The 23,452-nt window shown below is 64.5% G+C and carries 26 protein-coding genes, 1 tRNA gene and 2 pseudogenes; 10 read left to right on the top strand and 19 right to left on the bottom strand.

Annotated features, from left to right (window positions below; genetic code table 11):
- Window positions 1-48: 48 nt before the first annotated feature.
- Complete coding sequence (locus tag JQK88_RS13160; protein ID WP_203278502.1) at window positions 49-942, bottom strand: SDR family oxidoreductase; 894 nt, start codon at window positions 940-942, stop codon at window positions 49-51.
- 136 nt (window positions 943-1,078) lie between these two features.
- Between JQK88_RS13160 and JQK88_RS13155 the strand changes: the two genes are divergently transcribed.
- Window positions 1,079-1,486, top strand: a complete 408-nt coding sequence (locus tag JQK88_RS13155) for a winged helix-turn-helix transcriptional regulator (RefSeq protein ID WP_192257953.1) — start codon at window positions 1,079-1,081, stop codon at window positions 1,484-1,486.
- 75 nt (window positions 1,487-1,561) lie between these two features.
- Window positions 1,562-2,791: pseudogene (locus JQK88_RS13150) on the top strand (FAD-dependent oxidoreductase); the annotation flags it as partial.
- Here the strand turns inward: JQK88_RS13150 and JQK88_RS13145 are convergent.
- Complete coding sequence (locus tag JQK88_RS13145) at window positions 2,745-3,485, bottom strand: glutathione S-transferase family protein (RefSeq protein ID WP_246501801.1); 741 nt, start codon at window positions 3,483-3,485, stop codon at window positions 2,745-2,747. The pseudogene JQK88_RS13150 and the gene JQK88_RS13145 sit on opposite strands and share 47 nt — an antisense overlap.
- Before the next feature lies 1 nt (window position 3,486).
- Window positions 3,487-3,792 carry a Rieske (2Fe-2S) protein gene (locus JQK88_RS13140; RefSeq protein ID WP_192257957.1) on the bottom strand — a complete coding sequence of 102 codons (306 nt, stop codon included), beginning with the start codon at window positions 3,790-3,792 and terminating at the stop codon, window positions 3,487-3,489.
- Window positions 3,793-3,889: 97 nt separating this feature from the next.
- Here JQK88_RS13140 and JQK88_RS13135 point away from each other — a divergent pair, with 97 nt between their 5' ends.
- Entirely contained in the window at window positions 3,890-4,348 is a 459-nt protein-coding gene (locus JQK88_RS13135; protein WP_192257959.1) for a MarR family winged helix-turn-helix transcriptional regulator, read from the top strand.
- A gap of 40 nt (window positions 4,349-4,388) precedes the next feature.
- On the opposite strand, the gene JQK88_RS13130 is transcribed toward JQK88_RS13135, so the two are convergent.
- Complete coding sequence (locus JQK88_RS13130; protein ID WP_376740399.1) at window positions 4,389-4,823, bottom strand: anthrone oxygenase family protein; 435 nt, start codon at window positions 4,821-4,823, stop codon at window positions 4,389-4,391.
- Window positions 4,824-4,975: 152 nt separating this feature from the next.
- On the opposite strand from JQK88_RS13130, the gene JQK88_RS13125 reads away from it, so the two are divergent.
- Window positions 4,976-5,632 (top strand): TetR/AcrR family transcriptional regulator, encoded by a 657-nt coding sequence (locus JQK88_RS13125; RefSeq protein ID WP_210388295.1) that lies wholly within the window; start codon window positions 4,976-4,978, stop codon window positions 5,630-5,632.
- A gap of 19 nt (window positions 5,633-5,651) precedes the next feature.
- Entirely contained in the window at window positions 5,652-6,671 is a 1,020-nt protein-coding gene (gene ilvC / locus JQK88_RS13120) for a ketol-acid reductoisomerase (protein ID WP_192257963.1), read from the top strand.
- Window positions 6,672-6,754: 83 nt separating this feature from the next.
- On the opposite strand, the gene JQK88_RS13115 is transcribed toward ilvC, so the two are convergent.
- Window positions 6,755-7,039 carry a PilZ domain-containing protein gene (locus JQK88_RS13115; RefSeq protein ID WP_192257965.1) on the bottom strand — a complete coding sequence of 95 codons (285 nt, stop codon included), beginning with the start codon at window positions 7,037-7,039 and terminating at the stop codon, window positions 6,755-6,757.
- A gap of 169 nt (window positions 7,040-7,208) precedes the next feature.
- Window positions 7,209-7,781 carry a BA14K family protein gene (locus tag JQK88_RS13110; protein WP_192257967.1) on the bottom strand — a complete coding sequence of 191 codons (573 nt, stop codon included), beginning with the start codon at window positions 7,779-7,781 and terminating at the stop codon, window positions 7,209-7,211.
- Window positions 7,782-7,947: 166 nt separating this feature from the next.
- Here JQK88_RS13110 and JQK88_RS13105 point away from each other — a divergent pair, with 166 nt between their 5' ends.
- The gene (locus JQK88_RS13105) at window positions 7,948-9,060 is read left to right on the top strand and encodes an endonuclease/exonuclease/phosphatase family protein (protein WP_192257969.1); all 1,113 of its coding nucleotides are present in this window, start codon (window positions 7,948-7,950) and stop codon (window positions 9,058-9,060) included.
- Between the two features lie 15 nt (window positions 9,061-9,075).
- Window positions 9,076-9,801, top strand: coding sequence for a hypothetical protein (locus JQK88_RS13100; RefSeq protein WP_203278500.1), 726 nt, complete (start codon window positions 9,076-9,078; stop codon window positions 9,799-9,801).
- A gap of 4 nt (window positions 9,802-9,805) precedes the next feature.
- Here JQK88_RS13100 and JQK88_RS13095 read toward each other — a convergent pair whose 3' ends face one another.
- Entirely contained in the window at window positions 9,806-10,909 is a 1,104-nt protein-coding gene (locus JQK88_RS13095; RefSeq protein ID WP_192257973.1) for a 1-aminocyclopropane-1-carboxylate deaminase, read from the bottom strand.
- 148 nt (window positions 10,910-11,057) lie between these two features.
- On the opposite strand from JQK88_RS13095, the gene JQK88_RS13090 reads away from it, so the two are divergent.
- Window positions 11,058-11,534 (top strand): Lrp/AsnC family transcriptional regulator, encoded by a 477-nt coding sequence (locus JQK88_RS13090; RefSeq protein ID WP_126088576.1) that lies wholly within the window; start codon window positions 11,058-11,060, stop codon window positions 11,532-11,534.
- 17 nt (window positions 11,535-11,551) lie between these two features.
- Here JQK88_RS13090 and JQK88_RS13085 read toward each other — a convergent pair whose 3' ends face one another.
- The 4 genes and pseudogenes from JQK88_RS13085 to JQK88_RS13070 form a co-directional block, all read right to left on the bottom strand.
- Window positions 11,552-11,794, bottom strand: a complete 243-nt coding sequence (locus JQK88_RS13085; RefSeq protein WP_203278499.1) for a hypothetical protein — start codon at window positions 11,792-11,794, stop codon at window positions 11,552-11,554.
- A 100-nt stretch (window positions 11,795-11,894) separates the two neighbouring features.
- On the bottom strand, window positions 11,895-13,112 hold the full coding sequence (locus JQK88_RS13080; protein ID WP_203278498.1) for an ABC transporter permease: 1,218 nt from the start codon (window positions 13,110-13,112) through the stop codon (window positions 11,895-11,897).
- A 2-nt stretch (window positions 13,113-13,114) separates the two neighbouring features.
- Window positions 13,115-13,816 (bottom strand): ABC transporter ATP-binding protein, encoded by a 702-nt coding sequence (locus tag JQK88_RS13075; RefSeq protein ID WP_192257979.1) that lies wholly within the window; start codon window positions 13,814-13,816, stop codon window positions 13,115-13,117.
- Between the two features lie 4 nt (window positions 13,817-13,820).
- Window positions 13,821-15,103 (bottom strand): annotated as a pseudogene (locus JQK88_RS13070) (efflux RND transporter periplasmic adaptor subunit).
- 112 nt (window positions 15,104-15,215) lie between these two features.
- Between JQK88_RS13070 and JQK88_RS13065 the strand changes: the two are divergent.
- Window positions 15,216-16,124, top strand: a complete 909-nt coding sequence (locus JQK88_RS13065; RefSeq protein WP_192257982.1) for a PhzF family protein — start codon at window positions 15,216-15,218, stop codon at window positions 16,122-16,124.
- Window positions 16,125-16,231: 107 nt separating this feature from the next.
- Window positions 16,232-16,307 (top strand) — tRNA-Lys (locus JQK88_RS13060).
- Between the two features lie 178 nt (window positions 16,308-16,485).
- On the opposite strand, the gene JQK88_RS13055 is transcribed toward JQK88_RS13060, so the two are convergent.
- The 8 genes from JQK88_RS13055 to cbiE form a co-directional block, all read right to left on the bottom strand.
- On the bottom strand, window positions 16,486-16,758 hold the full coding sequence (locus JQK88_RS13055; RefSeq protein ID WP_192257984.1) for a hypothetical protein: 273 nt from the start codon (window positions 16,756-16,758) through the stop codon (window positions 16,486-16,488).
- A gap of 253 nt (window positions 16,759-17,011) precedes the next feature.
- Window positions 17,012-18,022: a nicotinate-nucleotide--dimethylbenzimidazole phosphoribosyltransferase gene (cobT, locus tag JQK88_RS13050; protein WP_203278497.1), complete on the bottom strand. Its 1,011-nt coding sequence runs from the start codon at window positions 18,020-18,022 to the stop codon at window positions 17,012-17,014.
- Between the two features lie 24 nt (window positions 18,023-18,046).
- The gene (cobS, locus tag JQK88_RS13045) at window positions 18,047-18,814 is read right to left on the bottom strand and encodes an adenosylcobinamide-GDP ribazoletransferase (protein WP_203278496.1); all 768 of its coding nucleotides are present in this window, start codon (window positions 18,812-18,814) and stop codon (window positions 18,047-18,049) included.
- On the bottom strand, window positions 18,811-20,124 hold the full coding sequence (locus JQK88_RS13040) for a cobyrinic acid a,c-diamide synthase CobB (protein WP_203278495.1): 1,314 nt from the start codon (window positions 20,122-20,124) through the stop codon (window positions 18,811-18,813). The genes cobS and JQK88_RS13040 overlap by 4 nt, the downstream gene beginning before the upstream one ends.
- Complete coding sequence (cobA, locus tag JQK88_RS13035) at window positions 20,121-20,933, bottom strand: uroporphyrinogen-III C-methyltransferase (protein WP_192257992.1); 813 nt, start codon at window positions 20,931-20,933, stop codon at window positions 20,121-20,123. The genes JQK88_RS13040 and cobA overlap by 4 nt, the downstream gene beginning before the upstream one ends.
- The gene (cobM, locus tag JQK88_RS13030; protein WP_192257994.1) at window positions 20,930-21,694 is read right to left on the bottom strand and encodes a precorrin-4 C(11)-methyltransferase; all 765 of its coding nucleotides are present in this window, start codon (window positions 21,692-21,694) and stop codon (window positions 20,930-20,932) included. The genes cobA and cobM overlap by 4 nt, the downstream gene beginning before the upstream one ends.
- Window positions 21,691-22,077, bottom strand: a complete 387-nt coding sequence (locus JQK88_RS13025; RefSeq protein ID WP_192257996.1) for a cobalamin biosynthesis protein — start codon at window positions 22,075-22,077, stop codon at window positions 21,691-21,693. Before JQK88_RS13025 ends, cobM begins: the two co-directional genes overlap by 4 nt.
- Entirely contained in the window at window positions 22,074-23,300 is a 1,227-nt protein-coding gene (gene cbiE / locus JQK88_RS13020) for a precorrin-6y C5,15-methyltransferase (decarboxylating) subunit CbiE (protein WP_192257998.1), read from the bottom strand. Before cbiE ends, JQK88_RS13025 begins: the two co-directional genes overlap by 4 nt.
- Between the last annotated feature and the right edge of the window lie 152 nt (window positions 23,301-23,452).

The following is a 23,452-nucleotide window of genomic DNA, read 5'->3' as shown; positions in this document are numbered from 1 at the left end:
GCCGTGCCCGAAGGTACGGCCTTTGACGTTTTGCGCTACGGCGTAGTTCTAGCCAGCCAGTGCAGCCTTGTTCGCTTTGAGAAACTGCTTCAACGTTTGCGGCTTGCGGCCTGACAGTGTCTCGATCGCGTCGGTCACCATGGCGATGCGGCCGGAGCGCGTGTTGACGTCGAAGGACACGACGACGTCAGCGAAATCCTCGGGAACGCCGGCTGCCTTTACACCTTCGGTCAGCGCCTCATCCGGAACCTGAATGACTTCCAGCGGCTTGCCGGTAACCTCGCTTACCAGCGCGGCAATCTCGGCAGTGGTGTAGGCATGCGGGCCGGTCAAGGTGTAGGTCTTGCTGTCGGTCGAGCCGGAAGCAAGGCCGGCGGCAATCGCTGCTGCCATGTCGTCGCGTGCGCCGTGGGCGATGCGGCCTTCGCCGGCGGACGTATACCAGCGTCCCGAGGCGATCGCGTGCGGCAGTGCCAGGAACAAGTTCTCCTGGTACCAGCCGTTGCGGAAGATCGTATAGGGAATGCCGCTCCCCTTGATGGCCTGCTCGGTGCTGTAGTGGTCATCGGCAAACAGGACCGGCGATACCGGCTCCGGATTGGGCATCGACGTGTAGAGCAAATGCGATACGCCGGCGTTTTTGGCCGCGGCGACGGCATTTTCGTGCTGCTTCAGGCGCCTGCCGCTTTTGAGATCGAGATCGCCCGTCGAAATGATCAGCACCTTGTCGGCACCCTTGAATGCGGTTTCCAGCGAGGCCGCGTCGTTGAAGTCGGCGGCCCTGACGACAACGCCGCTCGCCGCCAGATCAGCCAGGCTTTCGGGATTACGCGTGGTGGCGATGAGCCGCGCCGGTGGAATTTTATGCGTGTCCAGGAGATAGCGGATGACGCCGCGGCCAAGCTGGCCGGAGGCGCCGGTGACGAGAAGGGTTTCGGTCATCGGGAGATCCTGATTTTGCGCCGATGTGGCGGGTGCTCTGGTGGTCTCAAAAAGAGACCAGCACTAAAATAGGAATTGACCCGGTGCCGTAAAGAAGGCAGTTTTTCGGGAGGTAGGCACGCGCAGGGAACCAGCCATGGACGGCAAGGTCATCAATCTGAAATCGAAGATGGAGATCTACAAAGCGATCAGCGACGGCGGCAATATTGCGAATTGTCCGGTTCGTGAAGTCATCCAGGGCGTCAGCGGCAAATGGAGATCGCTGCTGATGATGGCATTGGCTGAACAACCCTATCGCTTCGGCGAGTTGCGGCGCCTTGTGCCCGACATTTCGCAGCGCATGCTGACCCAGACGCTGCATGATTTGCAGCGCGATGGCTACGTGCATCGTGAGGTGTTCCCGACCAAGCCACCGGGCGTTGAATACAGCCTGACCGATCTCGGGCGCTCTATGTTCGGCGCCTTTCATCAGGTGATCTTGTGGGCCGAGCTCAACCACGATGCAGTGCGCAAGGCACGTGCTGCCTTCGACGCCGGTGGTTGATTTTTTGGCGCATGCCGCAATGGCTTGATTTGGCAGGGTCGCTGAAGGATTGTCCGGCCATTGGTTGGGCGGGCAATGGAAAAATCTCTCGACATCGCGATTGCCGGCGCCGGTCCGGCAGGGCTGGCCACAGCGCTCTATCTCAAGCGCGCCGGGCATAACGTCACCATCTTCGAACGTTTCGAGGAGCCGAAGCCGCTCGGCTCCGGCCTGATCCTGCAACCGAGCGGCTTGAGCGTGCTCGCCGATCTCGGCCTGCTCGACGACATCTTGGCGCTGGGCAGCCGCATCGAGCGCCTGCATGGCGCGGATGCCACCACTGGCCGCACCGTGCTTGCCGTCCGCTACGATGCGCAGCCCGGCGGTCGCTTCGGGCTGGCGGTGCACCGGGCGGCGCTGTTCAACGTGTTGTTCCACGCCGTGCAGCGCCAGGGCATCGCCATCGAAACCGGCGTCGAGATCGAGACGCTGGTGGTCGGCGAGCGGGCGAGCCTCGTCTTCGACACTGGCCGAAGGGGAGGGCCGTTCGACCTCGTCGTCGACGCCAGCGGCTCGCGCTCGAAACTGCGCCAGAGCCTCAACGATCCGGCCGAGCCCCGGCCGCTTGCCTATGGCGCGTTCTGGGCATCGCTCGGCTGGCGCGAAGGGTTCGATGAAAATGCGCTGCTGCAGCGCTACGACAAGGCGAGCGTGATGATCGGCGTGCTGCCGATCGGCAGGCCGCAGCCGGGTGCCGAAAAAATGGCGGCGTTCTTCTGGAGCCTGAAGCCGGCGGATGTCGAACAGGTCCGGGCTGCGGGCCTCGACGCCTGGAAGGCGAGGCTGATCTCGCTATGGCCGGCGTGCGAAGCGTTCACCAGTCAGATCGACAGGTTCGACCAGCTGTCGCTGGCCCGCTACGGCCATCACACGATGAGGCTGCCGGCGGGACGGCGTCTGGCAGTGATCGGCGACGCCGCGCATTCGACCAGCCCGCAGCTCGGGCAGGGCGCGAACATGGCACTGCTCGATGCGGCAGCACTCAGCCATGCCTTGGCACAAGCGGACAGTGTGGAGGCAGCGCTGGAGACCTATGCCAAGGCGCGGCGATGGCATGTCCGGACCTTCCAGTTGCTGTCGCTGGCGCTGACGCCGTTCTACCAGTCGGACGGCACCATGCTGCCCTTCTTCCGCGACAGGCTGGTGGCGACCATCGCGAAAATCCCGCCAGTGCCAGGCGTGCTTGCCTCGATGGTGGCGGGAACGCTGATCGATCCGTTCAGGCGGATCGGGCTAAAGGAGGCGCACTGGCGAGATCATCCGGCTGGATCAGGGTCGAGAGAAACGAATTTCTCGCCCGCAGGAATTGACGCAGGCGTTGCGGATAGTCCGGCGCAACCGCGCCCTTGACCGAGGCGCGTTCACTCAATGCCTTGCGCCAGGACTGAACCAGCGGCTTGCCGTCCAGCATGCCGAAACCGCCGATCCGGTCGAAGGCGTCAAAATAGCGGAAGACCGGGCCATAGACGGCATCGACGAGGCTAAAGCGCTCGCCGTTGAACCACGGTCCGGCCTGGTCGGCCAATTCGTTCTCCAGACGATCGAACATCGCCGACAACGCGCTGGACTCGGCCAGGAAGGCTGCCTCTGTCGACGCCGAGTAGAAGCGGCCGATGGCGTTCAGCGTCGCCGAACCGAACTCGATCCAGGCACGGTGCCGGGCGCGGGCGTGAGCGTCGGCCGGGTGGAGGGGATTGCCTTGCGTCTCCTCCAGGAATTCGAGGATGACGGCGGATTCGAAGATCACCGTTTCCTTGCCATTTGCCCGCACGATGAGCAGCGGCACCTTGCCCAAAGGCGAGATCGCCTTGAACCAGTCCGGCTTGTCGGCGAGGTCGATGGTGACGCGCTCGAACGGCACGCGCTTCTCGGTCAGCGAGATCGCGGCGCGCTGGACATAGGGGCACAGATGATGGCTGACGAGAGTGAGCTTGCCAGTCATTTCATTCTTCTCAGGCATGTCACTCTCCCCAGACATAGTTCAACGCGCCGTCCTCGACGCGCGTCGACAGGAACATCAGGCGGGATGCTTTTGGCGCCGGGCCTTCGAGCCGGTCGCCTGATGTCATGTCGAAGGCGGCGCCGTGCCATTGGCAGACGAGTTTGCCATCCTTGCAGTCGAGCGGCCCACCGAAATGCAGACAGACATTGGCGGCGGCGCGGATGCGGTCACCGCTCCGCCAGACATGGACCTCGCGGCCGAAGAACGGTGCAATCAGGCTGCCCGTCTGCGGGACGTCGGCGACTTTGCAGATTTCGTGTCTCATGGGACTCCTCGGTGGTTGATGCAGTTGCATGAATATAGATGCATTCGCATCAATCGTCAAGCTTGATGCGGCTGCATCTATCGCCTAGGATGCGGGCATGACCGAGAAAGCCATGCCTTCGCCGGAAGCCATCAAGGCCTGGGCGCGCCTGATGCGCGTTTCGCGCCAGCTCATCGAACGGGCCGAAGAGGCTTTGAAGGACAGTGGCTTGCCGCCACTCGACTGGTACGACGTGCTGCATGAGCTTGCCGAGGCGGGCGAGGGCGGGCTGCGGCCGTTCCAGCTGACCGAGCGCACCCTGTTTGCGCAGTACAACATCTCGCGGCTGCTGGCCCGGCTCGAAGCCGACGGGCTGGTCGAGAAGCTGAAGGTCGCCGATGACGGCCGCGGTCAGACCATCCGCATCACTGCCAAAGGGCGCGAGACGCGCCGGCGGATGTGGGCGGTCTACGGCCGCTCGATCGCGGAACTGGTCGGCGCCAAACTCTCGGCGGATGAGTTGAGCACGGTGTCGGCGTTGCTCGGCCGTCTGCGCTTGCCGCCGGCTCCGGACTGAGAGACTCTGTGCTACGGGCCTGACGATATCCGGCCAGCTATCAGGGCGTGTGGCTGCCCCAGAGAAAGGCCAGTGTCGCCAGCACGCCCAGTCCGGCGCGCACCAGGTGCAGGGTGCCCCACTTGACGATCAGAGGCCTGGCTTGCGGGTTGTCGGCGCTCGCGTCCATCGCTTCCAGAAGCTTGTTGGTCGGCAACATCACCATCAGCGTCCACGGCCAGGGCAGGATGATCAGAATTGCGCCGAGCAGAAAGGCGAAGCCACCGGTCTGCCACCATGCGATCAGGCCGAGGACGCAGGCAACAATGGCAATCGAGGCCTGCATGGCCGCGCCGCGCTTGTAAGAAGGCTGCCATTCCTTGAGCAGTGCCTTGTCATCGAGGCCAAGCCGCGCCGGCTGCTCGGCGACGCTGACATAGATGGCGGCGCCGGAGAACACGGCGGCGACCGTCAAGGCGAGCAATCCGACCAGCATCTTCTTCCCACAGCAAACGGTCCAGCGACGAACCGTTGAGACAGAAATAGGGCTTGCAAGGCCGAGTGCAATACGGCATAGAACGGCGAACCGTAACGTACGGTACGGCTTGCCGCTCTTGCTGGCTCGCCTGCCGCCGAGGAACGACCGTGTTGCAGGCAAGCGCCGACATCGACACCAGCGAGACCCTGACGGAGCGGCAGAAGGCCGTTCTGGACGCGGCCTTGCGCCTGCTGGTCGAGGAGGGCGACAATCTGACGATGACCGCAGTTGCGCGCCGCGCCAGCTGCTCCAAGGAAACGCTCTACAAATGGTTCGGCGACCGCGACGGGCTGCTGACGGCGACGGTGCAGTGGCAGGCCTCGAAGGTGCGTGTGGTGCCGGTCGACGGCGAGAGGCTCGATCTTGCCTCGCTGACGGCAAGCCTTGAAGGCTTTGCCGCGGACTGGCTGAAGGTGATTTCGAGCGACACGTCGATTGCCTTGAACCGTGTGGCGGTCGGCCATGCCGGGTCCGGCAAGGACGATCTCGGCGCCATTGTGCTGGAGAATGGCCGCTTTGCGCTGGCCAGGCGGCTGAAGCCCGTGCTGCTGGCCGGCAAGCAGGCCGGGCTGCTCGATTTTACGGATGCCGACACGGCATTCCGCAGCTTTTTCGGGCTGGTCGCCCGCGATGTGCAGATCCGCCTCCTGCTCGGCGACCGGCTGGAATTGACTGAAGCGGCGATCGGCGGCGATGCCGTCCGGGCAACGCAACAGTTTCTCGCTCTTTTCGGAGCAAAAACCGGCCGTAGGGCCACTGATCTATAAAACGGGAAGGAAGACCAAAATGCGTGTCTATTACGATCGCGACGCCGATCTCAACCTGATCAAGGGCAAGAAAGTCGCCATCATCGGCTATGGCAGCCAGGGCCGGGCGCATGCGCTCAACCTCAAGGATTCCGGCGCCAAGGAGATCGCCATCGGCCTCAAGGCCGGCTCGGCGACCGCCAAGAAGGTCGAGGCCGACGGGCTCAAGGTGATGAGCGTGGCGGATGCCGCCAAATGGGCCGATCTGATGATGATGGCGACGCCCGACGAATTGCAGGCCGACATCTACAAGAATGAAATCGCGACGAACATCCGCGATGGCGCCGCGATCGCCTTCGCGCACGGCCTCAACGTGCATTTCGGCCTGATCGAGCCGAAGTCGACCGTCGACGTCGTCATGATCGCGCCGAAGGGCCCCGGCCACACGGTGCGCGGCGAGTACCAGAAGGGCGGCGGCGTGCCGTGCCTAGTCGCCGTCAACCAGGACGCGTCGGGCAATGCGCTCGATCTCGCTCTGTCCTACGCTTGCGGCGTCGGCGGCGGCCGTTCGGGCATCATCGAGACCAATTTCCGCGAGGAATGCGAGACCGATCTGTTCGGCGAGCAGGTGGTTCTGTGCGGCGGCCTGGTCGAGCTGATCCGCGCCGGTTTCGAAACGCTGGTCGAGGCCGGCTATGCGCCGGAAATGGCCTATTTCGAGTGTCTGCACGAGGTCAAGCTGATCGTCGACCTGATCTATGAAGGCGGCATCGCCAACATGAATTACTCGATCTCGAACACCGCCGAATGGGGCGAATATGTTTCGGGTCCGCGCATCATCACCGCCGAGACCAAGGCCGAGATGAAGCGCGTGCTGAAGGACATCCAGACGGGCAAGTTCACCTCGGAATGGATGCAGGAATACCGCGCCGGCATGTCGCGCTTCAAGGGCATCCGCCGCAACAATGACAGCCATCAGATCGAGGAAGTCGGCGCCAAGCTGCGCGCGATGATGCCGTGGATCTCGAAGAACAAGCTGGTCGACAAGGCGAAGAATTAATCCGCAATTTTAGGATTGCGACGAAGCCGGCGGAGCGATCCGCCGGCTTTTTCATGCTGGCTTTCGATCAGCTGGTACAGATCTCAGCCGTAGTGCCAGTGCGGCTTCCGCTCGGTGCCGGTGAACTCGACGCCGATGCGGTCGTCGCGGCGCCAGCGCACGGTAGCCTTGTAGCCGATGCCGTCGATCGGCACATAGAGCAGGAATTCGTCCGGCACGCGCGCGTCTATCGGCACTTTCAGCTCGGCGCCGCCGGGATGCATGTTGCGCACAGTGCACTTGACCTCGGAATTGGTGAGGCCGAGCAGGATCGTCGCGCCTTTCAGCACGCGCTGCCGGTGTTTGTTTCTCAGTTCGTTGTCGGCCATGACGGCACGTCCTTCGCTGCCGGACCGGGCGCGATCGTCAGATGGGGCACCTTATCCATAGATAGGCCGAGCCGATAAACATATGGTTAGCGGCGATCTTATCCAGCCGTCTCTCCCAATGGAAACGGCGCCGCGATGGGCGGCGCCGTCATGCATTGTCGCTTATGGTTCAGCTATAGGGCGACCAGCATTGCTGGCGTGGGCCGTTGTAGGGCTGGAACGTGTTATCCCAGGCCCGGTAAGACCGGTAGCGGTCGTAGCACCACTGGACATGGGCGCTGGAAAGACGCTGCGTGCGATAGTAGCGGCGGGGCGCCGGCTGCACGTAGTAGCCGTTGTTATAATAGCCGTTGTTGTAGATGCTGCCGAGGCCGAGACCCAGGCCGAGGCCGAGAACTGCGGCGGCGCCGGTATCGAAATCGCGGCTGTGACGGTGGCGATGATGACGCCAGCGCCAGTTGTCGTCGCCATTCCAGTTGCCGCCGTTCCAGTTTCCGCCATTCCAGTTGCGGGAAAAGCGACGGCCGTCGTGGCGACGCCACTGCCAATCGTTGAAGGAGCGGCGGTCATTGCCGCCCGCCCAGTCGTCGCGAACCGGCGTGATCGTCGGGGCTGCGGTGCTTGACGGAATTGAGAGGTTTGGCTGCAGGATCGGGCCGGCGGCGGACGGCGCCGTAACACCCGAGAGGAGACCGAGCGCTATCAGCCCGGATTTGACCGTGGAAGAAAAGAGCGAGTTCATTGCACTCTCCAAGAGATACAGGCCCCACGCCCGGAAGACCCCAGGAAGTGGCCTATTGATGGACCTTTGCATCTGAACGGAGGATGAACGGAAAGGTTCCCTCAACCTCGCCGAGCAAGGGCCGGCCTCTTGTTTTCGGGGCTGCTTGCGGGCAAAGGTCACGGCCATGTCGCTGCGCCTCGCCACCTTCAACGTCGAAAACCTGATGAACAGGTTCGATTTCTCCGGCTACCGCAATCAGCTCAACGAAGACCGTACGCTGGCGCTTTTCGACATCCAAAGCGAGGCCGAATACAAGATGCTGGAGCAGGCGCGTGCGATTGCACAGTCCGACGACACGCGCCAGCTAACGGCGCTCGCCATCGCTGCCACGCGAGCGGACATCATCTGCATGCAGGAGGTCGACAATATCGAGGCGCTGAAGGCCTTCGAATACGGCTATCTCTTCAAGATGGTGGGTGAGGGCTACCGGCAGAAATACACCACCGCCGGCAATGATTCGCGCGGCATCGACGTTGCCGTGATGATGCGCAACGAGACCGCGCAGGGACAGCCGATCGAATTCGTGCGCATGACCAGCTATGCCTATGCCACCTTCGAGCAGTTCGGCCTGTTCACGCCGGAGCTCGCCGAACTCGGGCATCAGGCCAATGAGCGCATCTTCCGGCGCGATTGCCTTGAGGTCGACGTCAAGGTCGGCGGCGTGCCGTTGACGCTCTATCTCGTGCATTTCAAATCGATGGGCTCGCCACGCAATGGGCTCGACGGGCGCGAAGCGACGATGCCGCTGCGCGTCGCCGAGGCGCAGGCCGTGCGCCGCATCATCGAAGACCGCTTCAGCAAGGACCATGCCGCCGACAAGCGCTGGGCGATCTGCGGCGACATGAACGACTACCGGCAGCGGGTGAAGATCGAGGGCGACGCCTTCGATGGCTACCGCTTCCAGGTGATAGACGAGAGCCAGTCCTGCCTCAATGTGCTGACCGCCGGCGGCTTTTGCGAGAATGTCGTCGAGCGCCGTCCGGAGATGGACCGCTGGAGTTTCTACCACACGCGCGGGCCGCAGGAGCGGCATCTGTGCCAGCTCGACTACATCCTGCTGTCCAAGGGGCTGGCGGCGAAGAATGCGACGGCCGTTCCCGACATCATCCGCAACGGCCAGCCCTGGCGCACCATATTTCCGGCCGGCCAGGCGGTGGAGCGTTTTCCGCGCGCCGGCTGGGACCGGCCGAAGGCCTCGGACCATTGTCCGGTGGCGATCACGCTGGACATGGCGTGAGGGGGGCTTGAGCCGGTGAGCTTCGACCTGCCACGCAATGTCATCCTGCCGGTCGACGAGATCGACGTTCGGCTCGACCCCGGCCAGCATCCGTTCGAGCGCGACAACGCGCCGGCCATCACTGAGAACTGGCGGCTCGAGACCGAAGCCAAACCCGCGCTGTTCGACGGCACCGTGGTGCTTTTGTCAGCACTCGCCTGGCGCGACAACCGTCTCGCCGGGCGCTGCCACGCGGTGAAGTACTCGACCTTCATGCTGTGGCGCAAGAACCGGCAAGGGACCGGCGCCGAGCACGCCTATGGCCACGCCATGCTGGTTGCCGGCGACAATGCGCTGGTGGCGATCCGCATGGGCTCGCACACGGTCATGGCCGGTCGCGTCTATTTCGCCGCCGGCTCGTTCGAGCCGATCGATTTTCGCGACGGCCGCGTCGATGTCGATTTCAACATGATCCGCGAGGTGCGCGAGGAAACCGGGCTTGACCTGACGGGCGCCGCGCGCGGCAAACGCCACCACGCGCTGTCGACTTCGACCGGCACGGTTCTCTTCCGCCGCTACCACGTCGAGGAGCCGGCGGACGAGATTGCGCGGCGCATCAGCGCCTTCGTCGCCACCGAGGTCGAGCCGGAGATTGAGGGACCGGTGATCATCCGCCATGCCACCGACCTGCCGGAGGGACTGGCGCCGCATATGAGGCCGCTGGTCGAGTGGCATTTTGCCCGCAGCGGCGAGGATCCCTGAGCTGTCAGGGAAACAGCGGCGGCAGCGTCTCCGGCGCAGTGACTTCCCGAGGTTCGAAACTCGCTGCCTTCAGCGGCCGGGTCGGGGCGCCGTCGTCCTTGTAGTAGTAGCTGTAACCGTTGATCGCCGGCGCGCCGCCGAGATGCGCGTAGAGAATTTTTGACCCCTTGGGGAAGAAGCCCTTGCGGGTCAGATCGATCAGGCCCTGCATCGACTTTCCCTCATAGACCGGATCGGTGATCATCGCCTCGGTGCGGGCCGCCAGCCGGATCGCGTCGTTGGTCTCATCGGAGGGAACACCGTAGGCCGGATAGGCGTAGTCGGGGTTGATGATGATTTCGTCGTCGCGGACCGTGCGGCCGAGCCCGACGAGGGCAGCGGTGTCATCGACGATGCGGCGGACCTGCGCGCGGGTCTGGTCGAGCGTTCCGGAGGCGTCGATGCCGATCACCCGGTCGGCGCGACCTTGCGCGGCGAAGCCGACGATCATGCCGGCCTGCGTCGACCCGGTCACCACGCACACGATGATGTAGTCGAAGGTGAAGCCGAGCTCGGCCTCCTGGTTCGCCACCTCTTCGGCGAAGCCGACATAGCCCAGCCCGCCGAATTTGTGCACCGAGGCGCCGGCCGGAATCGGATAGGGCTTGCCGCCGGCGTCCTTCACCGACTGGATGGCGTCCTCCCAGCTCTTGCGGATGCCGATGTCGAAACCGTCATCGACAAGCCGGCTGTCGGCGCCCATCAGTCGCGTCAGCAGGATGTTGCCGACCCGGTCGTAGACGGCGTCATAGTGCGGCACCCATTTTTCCTGGATCACCACGCACTTCATGCCGATCTTGGCGGCCGTCGCGGCGACCATGCGGGTATGGTTCGACTGGACGCCACCGATCGATACCAGCGTGTCGGCGCCCGAGGCTATGGCATCCGGAACGATGTATTCGAGCTTGCGCAATTTGTTGCCGCCCATGGCGAGCCCGGAATTGCAATCGTCGCGCTTGGCGTAGACCTGTACTTTCCCGCCCAGCGCCGCGCTCAGCCGCGGCAGATGCTCGATCGGCGTCGCGCCGAAGGTTAGGGGATAGCGTTCGAATTTTGCCAGAAGTGACACCGATTAGTCTCCGCCATAGTCGTTTTTCAATAGACAGAGGATAAACGAACAGGGGCGAAATGTGCTCTCGAAGGCTTTCCAAGATTTTTCCACTTCCATAAGAAAATACGCTAAGATTGGTTCTAATCGTCCATTTAGATCCGCAGATATGGAAGAATCTTCCGACCCGACCTTCGACCGCATTGACATCAAGATCCTGCGGGCCCTTCAGTCCGAGGGACGGCTGACCAATGCGGAACTGGCGGCGCGCGTGAATGTCAGCGCCGCCACATGCCATAGGCGCACGCAACGCCTGTTCGAAGAGGGATACATCACCGGGGTCAGGGCGGAGATCGCGCCCGCCGCCGTAGCGCTTGGCGCACTGGTGATGGTTGGCGTCGTGCTCGACCGTTCGACACCGGAAAGCTTCGCCGCCTTCGAGGAGGCCGTGCTCAAGCTCAAGGAGGTGCTGGACTGCAATCTCGTCGCCGGCGACTTCGACTATCTCCTGAAGATCAGGGTCCGCGACATGGCGGATTTCAACAAGCTGCATGGGCAGAAGCTGATTGCGTTGCCGGGCGTTCGGCAAACCCGAACCTTCTTCGTCATGAAGGAGGTCAAGGAGAATGCGCGACTGCCGTTCTGACAGGCTGCAAGCGTAGGTCAGTGTCGCGCCTTTTGCTGCGCCGCCTTGCGGTCGTTGCGAGCGGCGACGACAAACAGGATGAGACCGAGCCCAAGCAACCCACCCATCGCCGTGCCCATCGCCTGGCCGACGACGCCTTGGAAATCGGCTGTGACGCGATCAGGATTGGCCGCGCCGTAGCTGGCGAGATACCACCAGATGCCGGCAAGGGCGCCTTCGATGATCACCATCGCCAGGATCAGCCGTGCCCTCTTGCTCATTGCCATTCCTCGACCAGAGATGCATTGCCCAGACTAGGATCGCAGACGGACGATGACAGCGTTGCCAGCGTCGGCAAGCACCCAAGTTGTGGATAGCAAATTATTCGTGCCGCAGCGCGTCGATCGGATCGAGCCTGGCGCCGCGCAGCGCCGGGAAGAAGCCGAACACCATGCCGATCAGGGCGGAAAAGCCGACGGCGAGCAGGATGACGGCCGGGCTCGGTGCAAAGGGTATGGTCAGCGTCGCCGATGCGAGCCCGGCCAGCGCCAGGCCGATCAGGATGCCAATGATGCCGCCGAGCAGCGACAGCACCGTCGCCTCGACCAGGAACTGGATGAGGATATGTTTTTCATGCGCGCCGATGGCGAGCCGGATGCCGATCTCGCGCGTGCGTTCGGTGACCGAGACCAGCATGATGTTCATGATGCCGATGCCGCCGACAAGCAGGCTGACGCCGGCCACGGCGCCGAGCATGCCGGTCATGGTGGTGGTGGCGCTGGCCATGGCGTCTGCGATCTGGGTCATGTCGCGGATCGAGAAATCGTCTTCGCGGTCGGGCGTGATGCGGCGGGTGTCGCGCAGAATATCCTCGACGCGCGGCTGCAATTCGGTGGTCGGCGTGCGGTCGTCGGCGGCGACATAGATGTTGTCGATGTCGCGGTTGCCGGCGATTCGGCGCTGGTAGGCGGCAAGCGGCATCAAGACGACATTGTCCTGGTCCTGGCCGAAGCCGGTATAGCCCTTGGGTTCGAGCAGGCCGATGATCTTGCACGAGGTGCGGTTGACGCGGATGATCTCGCCCTCGGGCTCGCCGGCGCCGAAGAATTGCTGGCGCACCGTCTCGCCGATCAGGCAGACGCCGGTGCCGGAGCGGGTTTCGGAATCGCTGAACCGACGGCCTGAAACCAGCTTCCAGTCGCGCGCGTCGAGATAGGCGCTGTCGGTGCCGGTGACGCCCGAGGTCAGGCTCTCGGTGCCGAAGATGACGCGCACCTGCTTTTGCGAGGCCGGCGAAATGGCGCGTGCCCCGGTCAGATGCGCAACAAGGGCTGCAACATCCTTGTCGGCCAGCGGCCGCACCGCCTGGTCGAGCCCTCCCGGTCCGCCAGTGCCTGCAGGGCGGCCAGAGCGGACGACGAGCAGGTTCGAGCCGAGCTTGGCAATGTCGGACTTGACCTTGGCCGTGGTGCCGGAGCCGATGGTCAGCATGGCGATGACGGCGGCAACGCCGATGACAATGCCGAGCAGCGTCAGGAACGAGCGCAGCACATTGCGGCGGATGGAACGCAGCGACAGGCGGACGGTTTCCCAGATCATGGTCAGGCCACTTCCAGTTTCGAGGAATCGGAAGCGACGTGGCCATCGAGGAAGCGGATGGTGCGCTCGGCATATTCGGCGACGTCGGCCTCGTGGGTGACCATGGCGATGGTCAGGCCAAGCTCGCGGTTCAGCCTCGTCAACAACTCCATGATCTCGTGCGTGCGGGCGGTGTCGAGATTGCCGGTCGGCTCGTCGGCGACAAGCAGCGTCGGCGTTGTGACGATGGCGCGCGCGATCGCCACACGCTGCTGCTGGCCGCCGGAGAGCTCGGCCGGCGTATGGTGCTCGCGCCCGACAAGCCCGACCTCGGCCAGCGCCTGCATGGCAAGCTCGCGGCGCTCGCGGGCCGGCGCGCCGCGATAGATCAGCGGCAGCTCGACATTTTCCGCCGCCGTGGTGCGCGGCAACAGATTGTAGCCCTGGAAGACGAAGCCGATGTAGAGATTGCGCAGCAACGCGCGGCGGTTGCGGTCGAGCCGGCCAGCATCGATGCCCATGAAGGAGTAGGTGCCGGCGGTCGGCGTGTCGAGGCAGCCGATAATGTTCATCGCCGTCGATTTGCCCGAACCCGACGGACCCATGATGGCGACGAATTCGCCGCGCTTGATCGTGAGGTCGACGCCGGCCAGCGCATGCACCTTGGCTTCGCCCTGGCCATAGCTTTTCCAGACCGTATCGAAGCCGATAAGGGCCGCGGCCACGGCGTCAGCTCCCCAGCTGCGAGGCGGTGATCACCTGAGCGCCTTCGTCGAGGCCGGAGGTGATCTCGGTCAGTTCACCGTCGGTGGAGCCGATCCTGACGTTGGCGGCCGGCCGTTCTCCAGCACATAGAGTGTGCGTGAGCCGTCGGTGGGTGCCGCCACCTGCTGGCGGCGATTGCCGCCCGGACGGCCCATGCGGCCTGTAAACAGGTCGCTGAGGCTCCAAGCGCGGGCGGCCTGCTGCGCCGGGCGGTAGCGGAAGGCGGTGGACGGCACGGTGAGCACGCCCTTGGCCTGTTTGGTGACGACCGAAACGGTGGCGGTCATGCCGGGCCGCAGCAACAACTCGTCGTTGTTGACCTCGAGCCGCGCATTGTAGGTGACGACGCCGTCGGTGGTGACCGAGGCGTAGGAGATGTCGCGGATTTCGGCGTCGAAAGGTCGCTCCGGAAAGGCGTCGACGGTAAAGCGCGCATGTTGGCCGGGCCTGACCGCGCCGATATCGGCCTCGTCGACCGCCGCCACCAGCTCCATGTTGCGCAAATCGGCGGCGATGATGAACAGCACCGGCGCCTGCAGCGAGGAGGCGACCGTCTGGCCGGGGTCGACCGAGCGCGTCAGCACGATGCCGTCGATCGGGGCGTAAATCGTGCTCTTGGCAAGGTCGGTCTGCTGCGCCTTGAGGTCGGCCTGGGCGATGGCGAGATTGGCCTGCGCACTGTCGAGGGCCGCCTTGGAGCGGTCGCGCGTGGCAGTTGCGGCCTCAAGCGACTGATCGGTCGCCATGCCGCGCTTGGTCAGTTCGGCGGCGCGCACCAGCGCCTTCTCGTTCTCGGCCAGCGTGACCGTGGCGTCCTCGACATTGGCGGCGGCGGCCTTGGCCGAAGCCTCGGCGCGTTCGATCTGGACCTCTAGTTTCACCGTGTCGAGCGTCGCCAGCACGTCGCCCTTCTTGACCTGCTGGTTCTCCTCGGCCGAGACGGAGCGTATGATGCCGGACAGTTCGCTCGAAATGTCGACCTGGGTGAGGGGCTGCAGCGTGCCGGTCGCCGACACTGCGACGGTGAGATCGGCAATCGTGGCCGGCGTGGTGGTGTAGTCGATCTTGGCGGGAGAGCCGGCATACCATTGGTAGCCGGCGAGACCACCGGCAATGGCGATCAGCGCCAGCAGCGCGTAAAGCCAGCCGCGGCGGCGCTTCTTGCGCACGCCGTTGCGGTCAAGTCCGAGCGCCGCCTCGATGGCGGAATCCGATTCCGTCTTTGGCAGATTGACAAGCTGGTCCACGCCGGACCCCTATGAAGCGTAATGTCCCTATAGGTGCACAGATCAGGCTTACTGGTTCGAATATCAAATTAAATTTCGGCCATGTTCGGATTGAGGCGGAAGGTTTTCCAAGATGCAGACGCGCAATTACTTGCTTTACGATGTGTTTACGACCGAACGGCTGGCCGGCAATCCGCTGGCCGTCGTGCTGGATAGCAGGGGGCTGGATACGCCAGCCATGCAGGCCATTGCGCGCGAGTTCAACCTGTCCGAATCGGTCTTCGTGCTGTCGCCGGACAATCCAAAACATCGCAACCGCATCCGCATTTTCACGCCCGACTATGAAATGCCGTTTGCCGGCCACCCGACCGTCGGCGCGGCGATTGCGCTGGCCGAACTGGCAGGCGAGGGCGACGCCGGCATCTTCGTGCTGGAGGAGAATATCGGCCCGGTGCGCTGCGCCGTCAGCCGGCACGATGGCGCAACCTTTGCCGAGTTCGATCTGGCGAAGCTGCCGGAACCGTTGAAGCTCGAAGCCGACCCGCAAGCGATTGGTGCGGCCCTTGGCCTCGCGCCGCATGAGATCGGCTTCGAGAATCACCTGGTGTCGTTCTGGTCCGCCGGCGTGCCTTACGTCACCATCCCGGTCGCAAATCTGGAGGCGGCAGCCCGCATCAAGCTCGACAACCAAGCATGGTCGGAACTGGCGCCGCGCAAGAGCGAATGGGCTTTCGCCAGCCCGTACGTCTACTGCCGCCAGACGGTGAACCATGACAGCGCCTTCCACGTCCGCATGATCGTGCCGGGCACTCCATCATACGAGGATCCGGCGACCGGGTCGGCCGCAGCGGCCTTTGCCGGCGCCATCATGCATTTCGACGCCCCCACCGACGGCATTTCGCAGCTGTGGATCGAGCAGGGGCTGGAGATGGGCCGACCGTCGCGCATCCGCCTCGAACTCACTGTCGAAGGCGGAAAACTGGCCTCCGCCCGCATCGGCGGCCATGCGGTAAAGGTGGCGGAAGGCAGACTGTTCGTCTGACCGCCTGCGGCAGTTCAGCTATTTGTCGGGAAATGATTCCGGCAGGGCTGGACAGGACCGGTATCGGCGGCTATATGCCCGCCAACGCCGGTTTTGACCGGTCGAGTGGGTGCGTAGCTCAGTTGGTAGAGCAGCTGACTCTTAATCAGCGGGTCCACAGTTCAATCCTGTGCGCACCCACCAAATTTTTCGAAAAGTTGGTGGAAGACCTTGGAATGCGTGACGCGTTGACGCGCCTCGGCATGCCTCAATCATGGGGCAGGTTTGCCTTGAACTCGGCGGCCGGTAAGCCCGGTGCGCTATTTGGCGAAGGAGGGAAGGCCGCGCTGGATAAAGAAAGGCCCGGAAGCCGAAGCCGCCATCAATTAAAGCCAGTTTGAAACCACGGACTGGTGTCATACCCTAAGCGCGGATTATAATGATCCAGGAAGTTTGCGGCCTTATTTGACGGCCGCGCAACAACGGTGCCTGTCGATTTGCAATCCGGTTTCGCGGTCGGCTTGCTGCCAGCCTTCTTATGAGCTGTGGAACACGAGGTTGTAGCCTGAGCGGTGGCCACCTTTTTCTTCTCTTTCGCAACAGCTGCTCCGGTGGCGGCCAATACTATTGCTACGCCAAAGACAACGAGTTTCATTGAAACGCCCTCACCCTGCACAATCCGTAATGATTGCGCCTGGTCAACGTTACGTCAATCACATTTTGTCGCCAACGACGGCCAATAGTGCCAGTAAAAAGAGCCCACCACAGAAGCTGCGGGCCATTGTTTCCCCAGGTGGGGAATCTTTCAGCGGCCGTGCCGTTCGAGCCACCAGCCCGGAATGCCAGTGACCGGCCCGACGATCGTCAATGAAGGTTCGGGCCGGCGCTCTCCCGTCAAATCGCCCTAGCTACTTCTCCGACACACCGGCCTCAGCGAAGCTAGCCATCCTTACATGGCATTCCAGCGCCGAGCGGACGATGTTGACGGCGAGGCAGGCGCCGGAGCCTTCGCCGAGCCGCATGCCGAGGTCGAGCAGCGGCGGCAGGCCGAGCGCTTCGAGCAGGCGGCGGTGACCGGATTCGGCCGAGACATGGGCGGCGATGGTGTGGGCGAGGCCGCTTGGGTGCAGCCTTGCCAAGGGCGCTGCGGCGGCGGTGCAGACGAAGCCGTCGAGCAGCACCGGGACATTGTTGCGACGCGCGGAAAGCGTGGCGCCGAAGATGGCGGCGAGTTCGCGGCCGCCAAGGGCGGCAGCGATCTTCAGCGGATCGGACAGCGCGTCGGCATGGCGCTTGAGGCCCGCTTCGATGGCCGTGACCTTGCGTTTCAGCCCGGCATCGTCGACGCCGGTGCCGCGCCCGGTCCATTTTTCTGCCCCACCGCCGAACAGGCCGGCCGAGATCGCGGCTGCCGGCGTGGTGTTGCCGATGCCCATCTCGCCGAAGCAGACGAGGTCGAGGTCTTTCGTCACAGCGTGATAACCGGCGGAGACGGCAGCGAGGAAGGCCTTTTCGTCCATCGCCGGCGTTTGTGTGAAGTCACCGGTCGGGTGGTCGAGGTCGAGCGGGATGACGTCGAGTTCGGCGCCGGCGATGCGGGCAAGCTGGTTGATGGCGGCACCACCGCCGGCGAAATTCGCCACCATCTGCACGGTCACTTCCGAGGGGAAGGCCGACACGCCTTGCGCTGTGACACCGTGATTGCCGGCGAAGACGAAGACTTTTACGCGATCGAGCTTCGGCATGTCGCGGCCCTGCCAGCGCGCCAGCCAGGCGGCGATGGTCTCCAGCCGGCCAAGGCTGCCTTGTGGCTTGGTCAGCGTGTCCTGGCGGCGGGAGACGGCATTGGCAGCCGTGTCGCTGCCGATCGGCAGGTCGAGGCAAGCGGCGCGCAGTTCATCGAATGATTTGAAGGGCATGGGGAAGCAATCTCCGGAAGTGATTCAGGTGAGGGAAACGGAAGCGACCAGCAGCACTATGATCTCGCCGAGCTGCTGCAGGGCGCCGATCGTGTCACCGGTCTGGCCGCCAATCTGGTTGAGGCAGAGCGCGCGCAAGGCGCTGAACACGAGCGCCAGCAGGATCAGCGCCGCAAACGCACCTCCCAGCCCGAGCGCCAGCAGTGCTGCGGCGCCGAGCACTGCGCCGAGAACAGCGGTCTGCGCCGACACGGTGCCAGCGTCTGCGGACAGGCCGTCGCTGCGCGCCGGCGGCGACAGGTGCATCAAGGCCCCGAGCAGCCCGCGCGAAGCAGCATGGGCGGCTATCAGGGCGAAGAGAACGCTTGTCGGATTGGCGAGTTGCGACAGCGCGCTCCAGCGGATGAGCAGCGACAGGCCAAGCGCCGAAGCGCCATAGGCGCCGATTCGGCTGTCGCGCATGATCTCCAGTTTTTTGTCGCGCGTCTTGCCGCCGCCAAAGCCGTCGGCGACATCCGACAGCCCGTCCTCATGCAGGCAGCCGGTGGCGAGCAGCGTTGCGGCAAGGACAAGGGCCGCCGCGGGCCCGGCGGCGAGGCCGAGTTTTATCCCAATGGCGTAGACGACGGCGCCAACCACTGCCACGGCGAGGCCGGCGATGGGGGCGGCCCAGATCGCATCGGCAAGGCCGCGGCCGCGAAAGTCGAACACAGGCAATGGCAGCCGGGTGAAGAAGACGAGGCAGAGCGCGATGTCGTCAAGCGCCTGGCGCGGCGAGGGAATGACGGTCATGCACCCCTCGCAATGGCATGGAAGAAGGTGCCGCTGACATGGCCGCGCCGGTAGCCGGAGGCGCCGAGCGGATTGCCCTGGCCATCGGCAAGGTCGGCGAGCGGCTCGTCATTGCCGGAGGCAATCATCTGCGCATAGTGGAATTCGTGGCCGCGGATAAGCGCGCCCTGCGCGCCCAGCGGGCAGTCGGCGCGCAACGTTGCCTCGCGGTAGCCGAGGTTCATCTTGCGCTTGGCGAAGCTGGTGGAATGGCCGAGCAGGCCGAGCATGGCGTGCGTCTCCCCCGAGGCGTCTTCCAGCGCTTCGCCCAGCACCATGAAGCCGCCGCACTCGCCATGGATGGGTTTTGCCCCGGCGAAACGCGCCATGCCCGCGCGGAAATTCATTGCCGCAGCAAGGCGGCCGGCGTGAAGCTCGGGATAGCCGCCAGGCAGCCAGCAGACATCGCAATCCTGCGCCGGCGCTTCGTCGGCGAGCGGCGAGAACGGCACGATCTCGGCGCCGGCCTTGCGCCAATAGGCTGCGACATGCGGATAGAGGAAGGTGAAGGCTGCGTCTTCCGCCAGCGCAATGCGCTGGCCGGGCGGCGGCAAGGCATTTTCGAAACTGCCCGGCGCCGGCGAAAAGGGTGCTGCCAGCGCCATGATGGCGTCGAGGTCGAGGGATTTCTCGACCATATCTGCCAAGCGGTCGAGATGCGCCATCAGGTCGGCATATTCGCCGGCCTGGACGAGGCCGAGATGGCGCTCCGGCAGGTTGAGCGAGGGATCGCGCAAGATGCTGCCGACGACGGGCAGGCCGAGCGCTTCGATAGCCTCGCTGCACAGCTTGCGGTGGCGCTCGCTGCCGAGACGGTTGAGCACGACGCCGGCCATGCGCACGTCTGGGTCATAGGTGGCAAAGCCCTTGGCGACGGCGGCCGCCGTGGTCGATTGGCCGGAGACATCGAGCACCAGAAGCACCGGCAGGTGGTAGAGCCGCGCCAGATCGGCGGCCGAGCCGGTGCGGCCTTGCCCGGCGGGGATGCCGTCGAACAGGCCCATGGCGCTTTCGAGGAAGATGAAATCGGCATCCGCTGTGGCGTTGCCGGCCAGTGCATTCAGCAGGTCGGGCGACATCGCCCAGCTGTCGAGATTGACGCCGGAGAGGCCGGTCGCGGCGGTGTGGAAGCCGGGATCGATATAGTCGGGGCCGGATTTGGCGCCGCGCACTTTCAGACCGCGCCGGGCGAGCGCGCGCAAGATGCCGATGGTGACGCTGGTCTTGCCGGAGCCGGAGCGCGGCGCGCCGATGATGATGGCGCGGGTCATGCGTCGCCTGCCAGTGCCGCGCGCATGGCGACAATGCCGCCGACGACGATCAATGCCGGCGAGGCAAGCCCGGCCGCTGCCGCGGCCTCGGCGATGGTGGCGAGCGTGGCAACGACGGTGCGCTCCTGCGGCGTCGTCGCCGAAACGATGACCGCCGTCGGCGTCGATGGCGCCAGCCCGCCTTCGAGCAGGGACGCGGCGATGGTGGGCAGATTGGCCATGCCCATATAGATGACCACCGGCTGGCCGGTGCGGGCGATCGCTGCCCAGTCGAGATCGTCATCGGTGCCAGCAGCATGGCCGGTCGCCAGGATCACCGCCTTGTTGATGCCGCGCATGGTGGCCGGGATGCCGGTGGCGGCCATCGCGCTCAGCCCCGATGTCAGGCCGGGCAGGACGCGAAACGGGATATCTTCCCGCGCCAGCGCCAGTGCCTCTTCGCCGCCTCGGCCGAAAATATAGGGGTCGCCGCCTTTCAGCCGGACCACGCGGCGGCCGTCGCGCGCCAGCCGCACCAGCAGAGCGGTGATGTCGTCCTGCTTCATCGACGGCTTGCCGCCGCGTTTTCCCGCAAAGAACAGCTCGGCTTTGTCCGCGACGGCGACGACATCTGGTGAGACCAGCGCGTCGTAGACCAGCGCATCGGCATCGGCCAAAGCCGCCAGCACTTCCAGCGTCAGGCAGCCTGGATCGCCGGGACCGGCGCCGGCCAGCCAGACATGGCCAGGCTCAAGCGCGTGCGGCTTGAAGTTCAGCCGTGATAGAGCTTGTTCGAACGTGTCGCCGTTGTTTTTGGTCTTGCCGCTCACAATCCGTCCCGTCCGCGAAAACGCCGCTGGTAATAGGCGTCGTATAATGAACTCTCGCCAAAACCTTCGGCCGCCAGCGAAGAGCCGACGAAGATGATCGCCGTGCGCTCCATCGGATCGGCGGCGAGCAGTGCCTCGATGGTGGCCAGCGTGCCGGTCAGCACGCGCTCGTCCGGCCATGAGGCGCGAAAGACGATCGCCACCGGGCAATCGCCGCCATAGTGCGGCGTCAATTCGGCGACGACGCGGTCGATGGCGTGGATGGCCAGGTGAATGGCGAGCGTGGCACCAGTGCGGCCGAAGCCGGCCAGCGTTTCGCCCGGCGGCATTTTCGAGGCGCGGCCGGAGACGCGGGTCAGCACCAGGCTTTGCGCCACTTCGGGAATGGTCAGTTCGCGGCGAAGGGCTGCGGCAGCGGCGGCGAAGGAGGGAACACCCGGCGTCAGCGTGTAAGGGATGCCGTGCTTTTCCAGCCGGCGGATCTGCTCGGCCACCGCGCTCCACACCGAGAGATCGCCGGAATGCAGGCGGGCGACATCGTGGCCGGCCTTGTGGGCAGCCACATACTCAGCCTCGATCTCGTCGAGCGACATCGGCGCCGTGTCGATCAGTTTTGTCCCGGGCGCACAGTGCTGCAGCAATTCGGGGGCGACGATCGAGCCGGCATGCAGGCAGACCGGGCAGCTTGCGAGCAGCTTGGCGCCCCGCAGTGTGATGAGGTCGGCGGCGCCTGGACCAGCGCCGATGAAATGAACGGTCATGGCACATCTCCGCTGATGGCGATGGCGCAGGTGACCGGGCCGACCACGGTGCGCGGCCCGAGCAGTTTTGCACCGGTGCCGGCGACGGCAAGGGCGGAGGCTTCGGAGACTGATGGCGTGCCGGCGAGTTCTTGCGAGAGATCGGATTTGGTGAGCGCCCTCGACGAGACGGCCTGAAGCGCTGCGTTATCGACGATAATGATCGGAAGATTAAGCGCGCGGCCGGCGGCAGCGATCGCTTCCTCATCCTTCTTGAGCGTGGCGGTCGCCAGTGCCGACAGCGCCGTCATTGCCAGCCCATGTGCTTCGAGGGCGGTCTCGATCGCTGCCAGCACCTCTTCAACGGTCACGCCCTTGCGGCTGCCGATACCCGCGACCATCATGGTTTCACCCAGCTCCATTGGGTGACCGGCATGGCCGGCCGCCATGCCTGCATCGAGCCGACAGGGGAAGCACGGGAGATGGCGATGCGGGTGAGGTCGCCGCCGCGCTTGGTATGCTGGGCGAGGAGCAGAGTTTCCATCTCCAGAGTGACAGCATTTGCGACCAGACGACCGCCGGAACGCAGCGCCTTGATGGCTGCGTTCAAAACACCTGAAACACTGCCGCCGCCACCGATGAAGATCGCATCCGGCGTGGCCAGCCCGGCCAGCGCCTTGGGTGCTTTGCCTTCGACCACGACAAGGCCGGGAACGCCGCAATGCGCGGCGTTGCGTTCGATGCGGGCGGCGCGGGCTGGATCAGCCTCGATGGCGATGGCACGCATGGACAGGTGGGCGAGCATCCATTCGATGCCGATGGAGCCGGAACCGGCACCGATATCCCACAGCAATTCGCCACGCCTTGGCGCCAGCGCCGCAAGCGTGATGGCGCGGATATCGTGCTTGGTGATCTGGCCGTCATGCTCGAACAGATGATCGGCGCGGCCAATGGTTAGCGGCAGGATGCGGGCTTCCGGTGTCGATTCAAGTTCGAGCGCCAGCACGTTGAGCGGATTGATATCTCCAAGATCGAAAGCGTCGGCTCGAGCGGAACGCTGCTTCTCGTTCGGTCCGCCCAGCGCTTCCAGGACCGTCAGCCGCGAAGCGCCGAAATCGAGCTCGGTGAGCAGGCGCGCGATTGCCGCCGGTGCATCGGCGTCCGATGTCAGCGCCAGGATGCGCGCATTCGGCTGCAGCAACGGCCGGATCAGGTCGAGCGGCCTCCCATGCAGCGACACCATCTCGATGTCCTGCAGCGCCCAGCCAAGCCTCGCGGCGGCCAGCGAAATGGCCGAGGGTGCAGGGATGACATGCATCTCCTGTGGCTCGACCTTGCGGGCAAGAGTAGCGCCGACACCATGGAAGAACGGGTCGCCGGAAGCGAGCACGCAGACGCGCCGGCCGGCCAGCGCCAGCACATCGGCCATGCCGGCATCGAAGGGGACCGGCCATGGGCGTTGCTCGCCCTTGGCAAGCGAAGTCACCAGCGCCAGATGCCGCTTGCCGCCGAAGACGATTTCCGCTTCGGCGATCAGCCGCTTGGCCTCGTCGCCGAGACCCGCTAAACCGTCCTCGCCGATGCCGACGATGGTGAGCCATTTTGGTGTTGGCTGATTTTTTGACATGTCGGCGCCGCCCCTCATCCGCCTGCCGGCACCTTCTCCCCGTATAGTGACGGGGAGAAGGGGGAAGCTCCGACGCTGACGCCTCCCTCTCCCCGTTCTTCACGGGGAGAGGGTAAGGGTGAGGGGCAGCGCCGACGCGGTTCAGTATAGTG

Source organism: Mesorhizobium caraganae, assembly GCF_016836705.1.
GTDB lineage: Bacteria > Pseudomonadota > Alphaproteobacteria > Rhizobiales > Rhizobiaceae > Mesorhizobium > Mesorhizobium caraganae.
The sequence above is the reverse complement of the archived record's forward strand: the minus strand, read 5'-3'. Positions and strand labels throughout refer to the sequence as shown.

Coding starts and splice junctions, on each gene's coding strand:
- JQK88_RS13160 (WP_203278502.1), bottom strand. CDS start 942: ATGACCGAAACCCTTCTCGTCACCGGCGCCTCCGGCCAGCTTGGCCGC.
- JQK88_RS13155 (WP_192257953.1), top strand. CDS start 1,079: ATGGACGGCAAGGTCATCAATCTGAAATCGAAGATGGAGATCTACAAA.
- JQK88_RS13145 (WP_246501801.1), bottom strand. CDS start 3,485: ATGCCTGAGAAGAATGAAATGACTGGCAAGCTCACTCTCGTCAGCCAT.
- JQK88_RS13140 (WP_192257957.1), bottom strand. CDS start 3,792: ATGAGACACGAAATCTGCAAAGTCGCCGACGTCCCGCAGACGGGCAGC.
- JQK88_RS13135 (WP_192257959.1), top strand. CDS start 3,890: ATGACCGAGAAAGCCATGCCTTCGCCGGAAGCCATCAAGGCCTGGGCG.
- JQK88_RS13130 (WP_376740399.1), bottom strand. CDS start 4,823: ATGCTGGTCGGATTGCTCGCCTTGACGGTCGCCGCCGTGTTCTCCGGC.
- ilvC (WP_192257963.1), top strand. CDS start 5,652: ATGCGTGTCTATTACGATCGCGACGCCGATCTCAACCTGATCAAGGGC.
- JQK88_RS13115 (WP_192257965.1), bottom strand. CDS start 7,039: ATGGCCGACAACGAACTGAGAAACAAACACCGGCAGCGCGTGCTGAAA.
- JQK88_RS13110 (WP_192257967.1), bottom strand. CDS start 7,781: ATGAACTCGCTCTTTTCTTCCACGGTCAAATCCGGGCTGATAGCGCTC.
- JQK88_RS13105 (WP_192257969.1), top strand. CDS start 7,948: ATGTCGCTGCGCCTCGCCACCTTCAACGTCGAAAACCTGATGAACAGG.
- JQK88_RS13090 (WP_126088576.1), top strand. CDS start 11,058: ATGGAAGAATCTTCCGACCCGACCTTCGACCGCATTGACATCAAGATC.
- JQK88_RS13085 (WP_203278499.1), bottom strand. CDS start 11,794: ATGAGCAAGAGGGCACGGCTGATCCTGGCGATGGTGATCATCGAAGGC.
- JQK88_RS13080 (WP_203278498.1), bottom strand. CDS start 13,112: ATGATCTGGGAAACCGTCCGCCTGTCGCTGCGTTCCATCCGCCGCAAT.
- JQK88_RS13065 (WP_192257982.1), top strand. CDS start 15,216: ATGCAGACGCGCAATTACTTGCTTTACGATGTGTTTACGACCGAACGG.
- JQK88_RS13055 (WP_192257984.1), bottom strand. CDS start 16,758: ATGAAACTCGTTGTCTTTGGCGTAGCAATAGTATTGGCCGCCACCGGA.
- cobT (WP_203278497.1), bottom strand. CDS start 18,022: ATGCCCTTCAAATCATTCGATGAACTGCGCGCCGCTTGCCTCGACCTG.
- cobS (WP_203278496.1), bottom strand. CDS start 18,814: ATGACCGTCATTCCCTCGCCGCGCCAGGCGCTTGACGACATCGCGCTC.
- JQK88_RS13040 (WP_203278495.1), bottom strand. CDS start 20,124: ATGACCCGCGCCATCATCATCGGCGCGCCGCGCTCCGGCTCCGGCAAG.
- cobM (WP_192257994.1), bottom strand. CDS start 21,694: ATGACCGTTCATTTCATCGGCGCTGGTCCAGGCGCCGCCGACCTCATC.
- JQK88_RS13025 (WP_192257996.1), bottom strand. CDS start 22,077: ATGATGGTCGCGGGTATCGGCAGCCGCAAGGGCGTGACCGTTGAAGAG.
- cbiE (WP_192257998.1), bottom strand. CDS start 23,300: ATGTCAAAAAATCAGCCAACACCAAAATGGCTCACCATCGTCGGCATC.